7 protein-coding genes are annotated in these 13,339 nt (G+C 59.8%); 4 read left to right on the plus strand and 3 right to left on the minus strand.

Features of this window, described 5'->3' with window-relative positions; translation table 11 throughout:
* The first annotated feature begins 99 nt into the window (after positions 1–99).
* The 4 genes from JIO00_RS09985 (at position 100) to JIO00_RS10000 (ending at position 6,280) form a co-directional block, all read left to right on the plus strand.
* Entirely contained in the window at positions 100–2,907 is a 2,808-nt protein-coding gene (locus JIO00_RS09985) for a multicopper oxidase domain-containing protein (protein WP_200668104.1), read from the plus strand.
* Between the two features lie 17 nt (positions 2,908–2,924).
* On the plus strand, positions 2,925–3,935 hold the full coding sequence (locus JIO00_RS09990; RefSeq protein ID WP_010458634.1) for an SCO family protein: 1,011 nt from the start codon (positions 2,925–2,927) through the stop codon (positions 3,933–3,935).
* Between the two features lie 93 nt (positions 3,936–4,028).
* Positions 4,029–5,525: a sensor histidine kinase gene (locus JIO00_RS09995; protein WP_200668106.1), complete on the plus strand. Its 1,497-nt coding sequence runs from the start codon at positions 4,029–4,031 to the stop codon at positions 5,523–5,525.
* A 191-nt stretch (positions 5,526–5,716) separates the two neighbouring features.
* Positions 5,717–6,280, plus strand: coding sequence for a DUF4174 domain-containing protein (locus tag JIO00_RS10000; RefSeq protein ID WP_200668108.1), 564 nt, complete (start codon positions 5,717–5,719; stop codon positions 6,278–6,280).
* Positions 6,281–6,456: 176 nt separating this feature from the next.
* On the opposite strand, the gene JIO00_RS10005 is transcribed toward JIO00_RS10000, so the two are convergent.
* From JIO00_RS10005 to JIO00_RS10015, 3 genes are all read right to left on the minus strand, one after another.
* The gene (locus JIO00_RS10005; protein ID WP_200668110.1) at positions 6,457–8,667 is read right to left on the minus strand and encodes an autotransporter outer membrane beta-barrel domain-containing protein; all 2,211 of its coding nucleotides are present in this window, start codon (positions 8,665–8,667) and stop codon (positions 6,457–6,459) included.
* 96 nt (positions 8,668–8,763) lie between these two features.
* Positions 8,764–12,339 (minus strand): ATP-binding protein, encoded by a 3,576-nt coding sequence (locus JIO00_RS10010; protein WP_200668112.1) that lies wholly within the window; start codon positions 12,337–12,339, stop codon positions 8,764–8,766.
* 3 nt (positions 12,340–12,342) lie between these two features.
* A complete protein-coding gene (locus JIO00_RS10015; protein ID WP_077749996.1) occupies positions 12,343–12,966 on the minus strand; it encodes a response regulator transcription factor in 624 nt (207 codons plus the stop codon).
* Between the last annotated feature and the right edge of the window lie 373 nt (positions 12,967–13,339).

Here is a 13,339-nt window from a genome sequence, read left to right on the forward strand (position 1 = left end):
GTTCTGCTGGGTATTGATGCTTTGTATAGAACATTACGAATCTGGCGAACTCCTTGCACTCCTCCCATTACCCCCTTCACGACTTAGAGGCGGCTGGTGATGGACAGAAAAGCGCGGCACCCCTGCAAGTGGTTTGGTCTCCTGACGCCCCTGAGCGTCCTTCTGACAATGACGCTCGGCACAACAAACCTGCGCGCCAGCCCGATCGACGACGAACGACAGCCCGAACCCTCCGACCCTTCAGCGTACTACGACGAACCGACTGACAAAGTAGGCGCCTTGAACGCCATTTTGACCATGCCCCCGGCTAACCTCGATTCCTTCGACTTGCCGGGTGGCGTCAAAGGCAGCAAAGACACCACGCGCAAGGAAAACATCCTGCCGCCAGCGCTGCAGACCAGTTTCAATTACCCCACCAACGGAAAACCCAGTCCGCTGTATGGTGCTCTGCCGTTCACTCAACCACTGGCGCTGTTCGAAGAATTCGGTGTGGAAAAACTCGACCCCACCACCCCGGCGGCACTGTTGCCGTTTCCACCCGCCGCCATTGGCCCGCTGCCACAACAAGATCCCACCAGCGTCGCACGCAGCGCTCCGCCGAGTGCGGCGCTCGACGCGTTCTTGCGTCAACCAGGCCTGACTCCGTTCCCCAGCCAGTATTCCAACGTGGTCGACCGCAACCCTTGGCAGAAGCAGATTGAATTTTTCCTCAACCGCCGTATCGGCTCGTCGGCTGAAGGCCGTCCGCCAGGAAAAGGCTGGTCGCACCAGCGCTGGAACGAGTTTTACCCGCAGGTGGCCTACAAGACCGTGCAAGCCGGCGCACGGGTGAATACCGGTTTGCGTGACAGTCGCCAGATGCACCGCTATGCCGTGGGTGAGTTCGGTCCCAGTGGTCTCTATTACAATGTGGCGGGCGTGCCAGCGACAGCAGGCACCTCCAAAGGATCTGAACCGCGTTTTCATCCGAAAATGCCGGTGCAGAAACTCAACTCGCTATGGACCTTCGACGGCACCTTGCCGCCAAAATTGCTCATGGTGCGGTACGGGCAACCCGTGTTGATGCGTCATTACAACGGCTTGCCGATCGACCCGTCGGCGAACATGGGTTTTGGTCTGCACACCATCACCACCCACGAACACAACGGTCACGTACCGGCGGAAAGCGACGGTTACACCAATGCGTTTTTCTTCCCAGGGCAATTCTACGACTATCGCTGGCCGATCCAGTTGGCCGGTTACGACAGCATCAACACCAAGGCTGAAGACCCGCGTGCAGCGTTTCCGTGCTCGCCGGGCGAAACCCTGTGGACTAACGACCTCGCCCCCGGCCGCAAAACCTGCGACAACGGGATGATCAAAATCCGCGGTGACTGGCGCGAAACCATGAGCACCCACTGGTTCCACGACCACATGCTCGATTTCACCGCGCAGAACGTCTACAAGGGCAACGCGGCGATGATGAACTACTACAGCGCCCTGGACCGCGCCAATGAATCGGTGAATGACGGCGTCAACCTGCGCCTCCCCAGCGGCAGCGCCTTGCCCTGGGGTAACCGCGACTACGACGTCAACCTGATGTTTGCCGACAAGGCGTGGGATAAGAACGGTCAACTGTGGTTCAACCCCTTCAACACTGCCGGCTTCCTCGGTGACCAGGTGCTGGTCAACTGGAAGTGGAAACCAACCTTGGACGTCCGTGCCCGCAGCTATCGGTTCCGTATGCTCAACGGCTCCGTGTCGCGCTACTTCAAGATGGCGCTGGTGCGCGAGATCAAGGGCACCAGCGGCGAGTTCCAAGGGCCTGTCGGGTCGGGCGTGTCGTATGCCCGGGTGCCGTTCCACCTGATCGCCAACGACGGCAATATCATGGAACACGCCGTGCCGTTCGACGGCACCATGGACCTGGATGCCGACGGTGACAAACAGAACCACAACGCGATCCTGCCAACCCTGGGCATCGCCGAGCGTTTCGACATCATCGTTAACTTCTCGAAAAACGGGATCAAACCAGGCGACAAGCTGTTCTTCGTCAACCTGCTGGTGCACCAAGACGGCAAGGGTCCGGAAGAACCCGTCGCCCTGGCTGACGTGCTGTCCGAGAAGTACCGGGCGATCATCAAGCAAACCAGCAAGGGGCCAAAGTGGGAGGACGGTGATCCGGCGGTAGGCAAGGTGTTGCAACTCAACGTCAAGGCTTACACCGGTCAGGACCTGGCCATGGACCCGGCCGCTTATGAGCCGGCCAAACCGGGCAAGGCTGAAGGCCTGTTTATGATCCCGCTGAAAATCCATCGCGACAATGCGGCCGACAAGGCGCTGCTGGCTCAGGCTCGTCACCGCACCTTTACCTTCGGCCGTTCTGATGGCACCGATGAAGCACCCTGGACGGTCAAGACCGACGGCGGTTTCGGGTTTCGCATGGACCCACGTCGGCTGAACACCTCGACCAAACTGGCCAGCGGTCCGACCGACGCCGGCGCCACGGGCTTCGGCACGCTGGAAGTGTGGCACATCAAGGGTAATGACACGGGCTGGGGCCACCCGGTGCACGTGCACTTCGAGGAAGGGATCATCCTCAGTCGTGGCGGCAAGCCACCACCGGAATGGGAAAAATGGGCACGCAAGGACGTGTATCGCGTCGGTTCGGAAAAGGATGGTACGGACAATGTCGAGATTGCGATCCAATTTCGCGAATTCGCCGGCACCTACATGGAGCACTGCCACAACACTCAGCATGAGGACAACTCAATGCTGTTGCGTTGGGACGTTGAAAAACCCGGGCAAGTGCAGTTGATGCCGACTCCGTTGCCGAGCTGGGATGGCGTGCGCTACGTGAACTCCGCTGCGCTGCCAACCTTCCGCACCGGCGACGGCTACGGTACCAAAGCAGCGGTCACACCATGATCCGCAGGGGAGCCGACATGACATCAACTGCGCCGCGCTCCCGCGCCCTGGGCATGCACCTGATTTTGCTGCTGGTCACCGGCGTGCTGGCCGCTTGGCTGCTGCTCGCTCATGAAGGTGCACCGTCACCCACGGAATCGGCGACACCCTGGGGCGGCGATTACTTCCCCAACACCTTGCTGACCGATCAGGACGGTCGGCAGGTGCGTTTTTTCGAGGACCTGATCAAGGGCAAAGTGGTGGTGATCAACTTCATCTTCACCACGTGCAGCGACTCCTGTCCGCTGGAAACCGCGCGCCTGCGCCAAATGCAACAGTTGCTCGGGGACCGGGTCGGGAAGGATATCTTTTTCTACTCGATCAGCATCGACCCGCTGAGCGATACCCCCGAGGTGCTTAAAGCCTACGCCCAGCGCTTCAAGGTGGGACCGGGCTGGCAGTTTCTCACCGGCGAATTCGAGGCCGTTACCGACCTGCGAAAAAAACTCGGGCTGTTTATCGAAGGCGTCGACAACGGACGCAGCAAGGATCACAACCTGAGCCTGATCGTTGGCAACCAGAGCACCGGTCGCTGGATGAAAGCCTCGCCGTTCGAGAACCCGTGGATCCTCGCCGATCAGTTGGCCAATACCTTGCAGAACTGGAAGCAGGCCAGTGCCGAAGGGAGCTACGCCAATGCGCCCGAGATTCGTCCGCCGAGCAACGGAGAAGAATTGTTTCGCACCCGTTGCGCGTCGTGTCACAGCCTCGGGCCGCAAGACGGGCAGGGCATCGGCATGCGCAGCATCGGCCCGGACCTTATCGGCGTGACCCGTCAGCGAGACCCCGTCTGGCTCAATCGCTGGATCCGCGAACCGGACCGCATGCTTGCCGAAAAGGACCCGATTGCGCTGGAACTGTTTGAGCGCTTTGACAAGATTCCAATGCCCAACCTGCGCCTGGATGAAGACGCAGCGCAGTCCATCATGGATTTTTTGCAGGAAGAAACTGACCGTCAACAATCGTTGCAGGCGGCGCAGCTGCAATAGCAGCTGAATACAATCATTGAGCCGTCGGGCTCGATCAATGCCACCAGCACTGATCCAATGAAGAGGCTTCAACCCGGTACTCAGGAGCCACCCATGCAGATACTCCAGCGCCAAAAAGTACCTGCGCTGCCGCACACGGCGGCAGGAGAAGGCACGGGCTTGCGTGGCCAGTTCAATCTGCTGCGCTGGTTTTCCCTGGGCAGTTTTTTCATCATCGCCGCCGTGGCGCTGGGGCTGGGTTATATATCTACGCGCTTCGTCGTCGAGGAAAGCATCGAGCGCGACTCCATGCTGACTGCGCAATTCATTCAGGCCATTGGTGATGCCGAAATCCGCCACGCCTCGATTACCCCGAACAGAACCATGGGCGAAATGCTCGATCCTCGAGGTGACAATGCCTATTCCGACGTCGATCCTGGCTCTCGTGCGGCTGCCCGCACAGAGTTTCTTGATCATGTCGCACACTTGCCGGACACGCTGTTGGCGGTGGTGTACGCTCTGGATCGCACGGTGGTCTGGTCGACCAACCCGGAGTTGGTCGGCGTGCGCATTGAAAATGATAAGGAGCTGGACGAATCCTTTGAGATGAAGGAAACCGTGTCCACCAGCTACCACCAGATCGATGAAGAACGTCCCGAACAGATGCTGCTGCGCGAACCCAAGTACTTGTTCATCGAGAACTACATCCCGATGTTCAATGCCGACAAAAGCAAAGTGATCGCCATGGTGGAGATCTACAAAGAACCTGCGGACCTGGTGGCGCGCATCCAGCGTGGTTTCAAGTCGATCTGGCTGGCGACCCTGCTTGGTGGTGTCATCATTTACCTCGCGCTATTCTGGATTGTCTGGCGTGCGTCCGAGCTGCTCGAGAGCCAGCAGAAACAGTTGATCGCCAACGAAACCTTCGTGGCGCTGGGTGAAATGTCCTCGGCCGTGGCCCACAGTTTGCGCAATCCGCTGGCGAACATTCGCTCGAGCGCCGAACTGGCCCAGGAAATCGCCAGCCAGAATACGCAAAAGAACATCGGCGACATCATCAATCAGGTCGATCGCATGTCGCGTTGGGTTCGTGAATTGCTGATGTCGTTGCGGCCGATGAATGACGACTATGAGGCGGTGGATCTGGTATTGATCATTGATGACACCCTGGGTGCCTTCGACGCGCTGATCAAACGCTCCGGCGTTGAAGTCCGTTTCACACCCAAGGTCTGCCCGCCAGTGGTTAGTCAGCAGGTGTTGCTGACGCAAATTCTCAATAGCCTGATTGCCAACGCCCTGGAAGCCATGCCCAGGGGCGGCGTGCTGAGTATCGAGATTGAATCGCCGCAGACGGGCCATGTGTGCATGATCCTGAGCGATACCGGCAAGGGCATGACCAAGCAACAGCAACAAATGGTCTTCAAGCCGTTTTTTACCACCAAACAAGGCGGGTTGGGCGTAGGCCTGGCCCTGGTCAAAAGGATAATGGAACGCTTAGAGGGCTCGGTCGAGCTGACCAGCCAGGAGCAGGCAGGAACCCGCGTTTGTCTCAACTTTAAAGTGGCAACGGGGGGAGAGTACGGAGCACAGCATACCGCTGGTCGAGGATGATGGAGCGCTCATGGCGGGTTCTCACGGCGGATCAGGTGTATCGTAATAAGGGATGAGATTAGCTCAGCCTGTTGCGCAATGACCGCCCTGACCTAAGCTTTGGTCAAGGCGGAACACAATTGCGGTGCGTCACCCGGAACGATCGCCGCGATGCGCAATCATTAGAGCGTGGATATCAAAAGGAGATGCGCATGCTCATCAGGTCTTTGACCCTGACTACCTTGCTGGCTTTCGCCGGCCCCTTGCTTGCCGCCGAAGACGGCTCACCGCTGGACAATGACAAAGGCAGATCCCGGCCACTGATTGTGATTGCTTCGAGTACCGTTGACCCGGTCTGGGTGAGCCTGAAAAAGGCGATGGACGATCCGGCCAACAAGGATGGCGTCAAGCAACGCAATATCAGGGTGTACACCGTGCTGAACATGTTCGGTCAGCTCGACGGCAAGGACCTCGGCCAACAGGACACCATGGCACTGATCCGCTCGCTGAAACTCGGCGCGGGGGCGTTTCCCAAAGTCATCCTGGTGGGCAAGGACGGCGAGAAGAAGTTCGAGAGTTCGGGGGATGAATCAAAGTCGGTCGACTTGAAGAAGATTTTCGACACCATCGACGCCTTGCCAGCCGCCGAAAAAGAAGCCGCACCGCCGACAGTCGCAACGCCCGTCGTCGCCGAACCGGCCGCTAAAGGCGCCAAGGGTGCAAAACCCGCCAAACCCGCCAAACCGGCCAAGCCCCCTGAGATGCCTGACGATTGAATCCCTATTGACCCCGGGTGAGCAGACTCCGATTCTTGTAAACGTCGCCACCCACTGTGGGCGCGAGCGTGCTCGCGAAAGCGGTCTGACAGGCAACCTTGATGTTGGATGTGCCAGCTCCTTCGCGGGCAAGCCCGCTCCCACAGGGATGCCCGTTTGGCATAAGGGTTGGGGCGTTACCAGTTGTAGCGATAGCCGACCGTCAGCGCCCAAGGCTGTTCGATATCGTTGCCTTTGGTGTAGCCCGCTTCGGCGAAGAAGTTGTGTTTTTCAACCGCCGTCACAGTGACGCCACCCGCTACCTCGGCTCGTGAACTCGGCAAGCGGCTGTCGAGTTTTGCCCCGTTGACGTTCACTGTGCTGTCGCCTGCATGTTCGGTGATCCAGGCGGCCTTGACGTAAGGTTTCACCGCAACGCCATTGCCTGGCTGCAGATTTCGCCCGAACGCTCCGCCAACACGGCTTTGCAGCGAAACCATCGAATCCTGTTTAACGCTCAGGCCATTGCTCGCCGTGTAGCTGCCGCCACTGATGCGCGCTACCTGCAGCCCCGCTTGGGGTTCAACGAACCAGCCCTGGCTTAGGTCGATAGTCTTGCCGAGTTGAACGTCAGCACTCACGGCGTGGTTCTTGTAGCGCGCCTTGACCTTGTCGCCGAGGTTGCTGGTGATGTCGACGTCATTGTTCAGGTGGCTGTATTTCAGCGCGCCATCGACATACATCCCGCTGCGGTCCAGATAGGCGGCATAACCCCCCAGCGTCGCGCTGTCGATCGTGCCATTGCTGGCCTCGCCAAAGTGTTGCCGCGCCTGACCCTTGCCGAGCAAGCCGCCCACATACAGCGTACCGTCGGCAAAGGACAGGGCCGTGTCGGCGCCGATTTCCAGGCCGTTGACCTGTTGCTGGAACGCGCGACTGGCACCTGTGTCCAGGCGTTGTTCAGTGCCATAGCCACGGATCCACAGACCTCCCTGATCCTTACCCGAACGAAGATCGCCCAAATGCTGGGTCGTCGCATTCATCTGCGCGCCGATCAGCGCAGCGGAGGCGGCGTGGCTGGCGACCGCCGCGTTGGCGCCTTTGCTGAGAACTTTTGCCTGAGGAACAGGGTGAGTCTGGATCGGTTGCGGCGTTTGCGGTGGCGGGGCGATGACTGGCTTGTCTGGCTGTTCAGTGACGGGTGGGGTCACCGGGTTGACTGGATCGACCGTATCGGTCGGATCTACGGGATCTACGGGATCTACGGGATCTACGGGATCTGCCGGATCTACGGGATCCAGGTCAGGTGTGTTTTCGCCGGGTTTGGCCAGGAACCAATCGTCGTCGTGCTGTTGCAGGGTGTAGCGGTAGGCGCCGGCATCGACGGTCCCGCCATGGAGTTTAAAATCACCGCTGCCACCGTTGCCATCCACCAGCATCAGTTGCTGCTGCTCGCCGCTCGGCGCGTTCCCGGAGTCGGCAACCACCAGGGTGTGGCTGTCGCTGATCGGCCCTTGCACCTTGATCAGGTCGCCTTGCAGTGAGGCCAGGTCCGTGTTCATCAGGAAGCTGCCATTGCCGGTCAACGGGCCTTTAATCGTCAGCGTGTGAAAACCGTTGATGGCCGGATCGGCGAACGTGACTTGACCGGCGATATGGTTCGCGCCGCCCAGCACTGCATCACCCTTGAGTCGCAGAACACCACCCGAATTGATCGTTGTGTCACTGGCTTCGGCCAGGTCGCCGAGCACCATGAGGCCACCCTGATTGACGGTGGTGAAGTGGATATGCGGGCCAGCCCCACTATCCATCATCCCGCCCTGATTGACCACGGTGTTGATGACCGAGGCGTTCTCGCTGAGGGAAAGTTCGCCACCGTCATTGACCGTCGTGCGGTCGGCATTGCCGTTTTCGTAAACGGTCATCTGACTGTTGTTGACGAAAGTGTTCTTGGCGGTGGCATCGGTATACACCCACATAGTGCCGCCTTTGAGCTGGGTATCACTGACCACCGCGTTCTGCGCCACCTCCAGGTTGCCGTCGTTGACGATGGTGCGCAGGGCTGTGGCTGAACCGACGACGACCATGGTGCCGTTTTCAACGACGGTGCTGAATGCCGCCGCAGAGTCATAGACACTCAGCCTTCCACTGCCATCGACTGTGGTGCCGTTCGCGCGCCCGCCGTCCAGAAGTTGGATGAACCCATTGCTCACGGTGCTATCGGTCAGAGTGCCGCCCGTACCGACGTAAATCGTCGAGCCATCGTTCACCGCTACATTGGCCTGAGGCGTTGTCAGGCAGTTGAGCGAGTCGCAGCTGGCAGCAAAGGCGCCGGCAGGCGCGCAGCCCAGCATCAACAATGCCCCGGACAGGGAGACACGAGAAAACGGTACACCAAAAGTAAACATAACGATCCGCCGACTGCATGGAAATGAGCCGCGGATTCTCCGGGTGTGGGCGAGGCGGATAACGCAGGCACTTCCTATCTTTTTGTAGGACGCGTCCTACAAAAGTCGACCGTTGAGGTGCTCTTGAAGGCTGTTTTGCAGGCGTTGCATCTGCTCGGCAAAGGCCTGATGCAGGCGACTCAGGGCGTCTAGCGGAATCGACTGGCCACACGCCTGCTCCAGTTCCTCGCAAGCGCTGATCAGCGGCGCCGCGTGGATGATCCGCGCGCTGCCGAGGATCTTGTGACTGCGCCGCCCCATGGCGCTGTAATCGCCAGCGGCATACAGCGCCTGCATGGCGTCGAAGTCTTCCTGATTAGTGCGCAGCACCGTGGCCAGCAACTGGCGAGTCATGGCCGCATCACCCGCCGTAATATCGCTGACCTTCGAGATATCGAAGCAGGGGGCCGCCGCCTGTTGCACTTGTTCGACCTGGCGAAGATAGCGCTCAAGCGCCGAGCGGGTGACGGGTTTGAACAGGCAGTCGTTCATGCCGGCATCCAGGCAGCGCTGGATTTCCTGAGGCTGAGCATTGGCCGTCAGTCCGACCACATGGGTTGCAGTTCGTCCTTCCCGGGCCTCGACCGACCTGAGTTGGCGGGTCATCTGGTCGCCGCTCATTTGCGGTATGTTGCAGTCGGTGATCACGTAGTCGAAGATTTCCCGGTCCCACACCCGCAATCCCTCGAGCCCGTTCTCGGCGCACGTCACGCGCATGCCCAGCGACTCCAGTTGACGTTGCAGCACCACGCGGTTGAACTCGTGATCTTCGACGATCAGGATATCGCGCGCTGGCAGCGGTGCCAGGTGTTCAGTGCTGTCCAAAGGCGCCGGGGCGTCGTCAGGCGCCAGGTCCGCGTCGAGTTCCAGGGTAAAACACGAGCCTTGTCCCGGCGCGCTGACGCAGCTCAGTCGCCCGCCCATCAACTGCGTCAATTGCTGACAGATCGCCAGGCCCAGCCCCGTACCGATCTGCAACTCGCTGTCGCTGGATGCGAACTGGGTATAGGGCTGGAACAGCCGCTCGCGCTGTTTATCATCCATGCCGACACCGGTGTCTTGAACACTCAGGCGCACGTGGGCGAGGTCGCCTTGCGGTTCAATCAACAGCTGTACCATTACCGAACCTTGCGGAGTGAATTTGATCGCGTTGCTGATCAGGTTGGACGCAATCTGCCGGAACCGCAGCGAGTCCAGCTCCACCGCGGTATCGAGCCCTTGGTTGATGAATTCCAGCGCGACGTTTTTCTGCTGCGCAAGGCTGGCGAAACTCTGAATCACCGTGCTGACCAATCGCTCGGGATGGCAGGTGCCGCTGCGCAGCTCGAACTTGCCGGATTCGATTTTCGACAAATCAAGAATTTCGCCGATCAGCTCCATCATGCCGCTCGCGGACTTTTGTGCGATGTCGATCAGCTGCGCGTCGGAGCGATGGTCGCGCATCAGTTCGAGCACGCCGATCAAGGCGCTCATCGGCGTGCGGATCTCATGGCTCATCACCGCGAGGAAGTGACTCTTGCCCCGGTTGGCTGCTTCTGCCAGGTCCTTGGCCTGATGCAGTGCGTGCTGCAAATGCTGCTGTTCGGTAAGGTCGATCCAGCCGCCGATCACCCCGGTCATGGTGCCGTCGGAATCGCGGTAGGGCAGTGCCCAGTGGTAAATGTGATACGTCTTGCCGTTGACGGTCATGGTGAAGTTGTCGAAGGACGGCTCGCCGCTGTCGAGCGTCGCGCGATGAATGCGCTTGTAGCTCCAGGCGTCGTCGGGGGCAAGAATGTTTGCTTCGATCAGGCCTTTGCCCTGCACCTGCTCCAGTTCGATTTCCATCACTTGCAGATAGGCGCGGTTGCAGGTCAGCAGCAAGCCTTGGCGGTCGCGCACGTAAATCGGATGCGGCGTGCCGTCCACCAGCACTTTCATGAACTCCAGTTGGTCATTCAGGGCTTTTTGCGCTTTCTGACGTTCGGCGATTTGCCGGCGCAAGCCGCGGTTCCATGCCAGGATCGCCAGCACTACCACCAGTAGCCCCAGCACCGCTTTATAGAACCAGCTTTTGTAAGCGCTCCAGCCGCCCTGGCTCTCCTGCGGGTTCTGCCAGCGGTTGGCCAGGTCGCTGAACTTCTCGGGACGGATATCGAGCAGGGCCTTGTTGAGGATCGAGACCAGTTCGGCATTCTGATGCCCGGTGGCAAAGCCGATCAGCGCGGGTTGGGAGCCGATCACCGAGTCGATTTGCAGTCGGCCACGGAAAAAACGGTCGATCAGGTACGTCGCGCCCAGTTGCGGCTGGATGACGCCCTCGACCCGGCCTTCAGCGAGCAATTCATACGTCTCGATGGGCGCGTCCACTGAGACCTGTTGAATGTCCGGCCACTCGCGTTCCAGCCAGTTGGCGGCGGCCGAGCCTTTGACGAGCGCGACTGGCCGGCCTTTCATGCCCGTCAGGCCCGAATGCTCGGGTTGCGTGCGTGTCACCAGCACAAAGGGGTTGATCACGTAGGGGCGGGAGAACATCAGGCCGGGTTCGCGGCGTTCACTGTAGGTCAGCGCGGCAATGATGCTGACCGGGTCCCGTTGTGCCCGGCTGGTCATGGCATCGACGGAAGTGATTTTGCTCGGACGGAACACCAGCCCCGTTCGGTCATTGATCAGTTCGAGCAAGTCCGCCGCCATACCGCGGAGTTGACCTTCCGCGTCGAAAAAGCTGAAGGGCGAATACAAGTCGTTGGCCAGCACATCGATCTGCGGGTGATCCTTGATCCATTGCTGTTCCACCGGCGTCAATTGCAGACGGCTGTAACCCAGCCTTGGATTGGCGCCGATGCCCCAGCGCCGGGCCATCACGCCGCGTTCCTGGGGGGAAATGTTTGCCAGGGCACTGTTGAGCAGCGTGCGCAACGGCGTGTTCCCGCGCTGTACCGCAAAGCTGAAGCCCAGGCCTTCGGAGTCGCGCTGGATCGTCTGCTTAAGGCTTTGCTGATAGCTGCGCTCCACCAGGTACTGCGCGGAAATGGCGTCGGTGAGCAGCACCATTCCTTCGCCATAGGCAACCCGGCCCAAACCTTCATCGGTCGAGTGCACCGACTCGACCTGCAACTGCGGGAACAATGAGGCAACCCGTTCCCGCTGAATCCAGTCGGGATCGAACAATACGGTAGTGCCGGCCGGGGGGTGGTCTGCGGGCCAGTGCGTACCGAACTTGCTGATCAACACCGCCTGGTCGTAGGCGTAAGGTGCACTCAGCAGCAGATCGGCACGGACGGCTTCGAGGTGATTGATTCGCGGCACCAGATCGACTTCGCCCTGTTGCAGCGCGGCCAGCGCCTGTTCCTGGCTGGCATAGCGATTAACCTGCAAACGTACACCGAGCCCACGGGCCAGCACGTCGAGGTAATCGGCGGAGAGGCCTTCGTAATCCTTTTGATTGGCGGTGATATCCAGCGGCGGCCGGTCGGGCAGATACACGCCAACCCGCAGCACGGCATTTTGATGGAGCCACTGGCGTTGCGCGGCCGTGAGTGTGAGCGCGACGCTGCTGTCCGCGGCGCGGCTGAGCAATGAAAGCGGTTCTGCGCACGCGCTATAGGACAGGAGCATCAGCACGCCCAGCAGCACTCGGCGGATCGCGGTCATGAGTCAGACCAGATCATTGCGTTTGGCAAATTCGATCAGCTCCAGCAGCGTCGAGACGTTGAGCTTTTCCATCAGGCGGGTTTTATAGGTGCTGACCGTCTTGTTGCTGAGCAGCATGTCGTCGGCGATTTCCTTGTTGCTCTTGCCCAGTGCCAGACCGTGCAGCACTTTGAGTTCACGGCGGGTAACGGCGCTCAGGAGCTGCGCATCGTTGTGGGCGAAATCGCTTTTGCGCACCGAATCGAACGTGCTGACCGGAAACCACGTCTTGCCGCTGGCCACGGCTTTGAGCGCGGCGACGATTTCTGCCGGATCATCGATTTTCGACAAAAAGCCCGATGCGCCGGCCCGCAGGCACTGCGCCGCGTAGGCCTGGCTTCTCAGCCCGGTGTGCACCAGCACATGGGCCTGGCTGCCGCCGATGCGCAGCCGGTCAATGACTGCCATGCCGTCGAGTCGCGGGATGTCGAGGTCCAGCACAATGGCATCCGGCTTCAGCTCGAATGCCTTGCTGAGGGCGTCTACACCGTTGTCGCACTCACCGACAATCTCATGGCCCTCACGGGCCAGAATCATCCCGATTGCCATGCGCACCACAGCGTGATCATCGACCAACAGTACTTTCATGGGTCAGCCCTTAATGCTCTGATTCAGCATAGTCCTGTCGCAGATAAGCGGTATGGAGGGCTGATGCGTGGTGGTGGGGTGAGAAAAAAGAGGGCGATGCTACTTGGTTTGGGTGGGGTATGTAATCTTTAACGAGGGGGCCATTGTGCAGCACCACAGGTTTTGCATTGGTCGACAATCGGGTTCAAATCGATCCTCCACAGCGGCTATAAAAACCGCGTGTACCGCTGGGGGCCTGATTTCATTGGTCTCGGAAATTTCCTGCAAGTCCTATCGGACTTCATGAACTGGTTTCTGTCAGAGCGCGCCGTTAGCCTTCGTCAGCCACCGCAACCATCGCGGTCGGACGTGGGAGTCCGCAACACTGAGGGAT

It is taken from the genome of Pseudomonas sp. SW-3 (assembly GCF_016615645.1).
Classification (GTDB): domain Bacteria; phylum Pseudomonadota; class Gammaproteobacteria; order Pseudomonadales; family Pseudomonadaceae; genus Aquipseudomonas; species Aquipseudomonas mandelii.

Bases quoted from the DNA above. Each gene is read 5' to 3' on its own strand.
- JIO00_RS09985 (WP_200668104.1), top strand. From the start codon at position 100: ATGGACAGAAAAGCGCGGCACCCCTGCAAGTGGTTTGGTCTCCTGACG.
- JIO00_RS09990 (WP_010458634.1), top strand. From the start codon at position 2,925: ATGACATCAACTGCGCCGCGCTCCCGCGCCCTGGGCATGCACCTGATT.
- JIO00_RS09995 (WP_200668106.1), top strand. From the start codon at position 4,029: ATGCAGATACTCCAGCGCCAAAAAGTACCTGCGCTGCCGCACACGGCG.
- JIO00_RS10000 (WP_200668108.1), top strand. From the start codon at position 5,717: ATGCTCATCAGGTCTTTGACCCTGACTACCTTGCTGGCTTTCGCCGGC.
- JIO00_RS10005 (WP_200668110.1), bottom strand. From the start codon at position 8,667: ATGTTTACTTTTGGTGTACCGTTTTCTCGTGTCTCCCTGTCCGGGGCA.
- JIO00_RS10010 (WP_200668112.1), bottom strand. From the start codon at position 12,339: ATGACCGCGATCCGCCGAGTGCTGCTGGGCGTGCTGATGCTCCTGTCC.
- JIO00_RS10015 (WP_077749996.1), bottom strand. From the start codon at position 12,966: ATGAAAGTACTGTTGGTCGATGATCACGCTGTGGTGCGCATGGCAATC.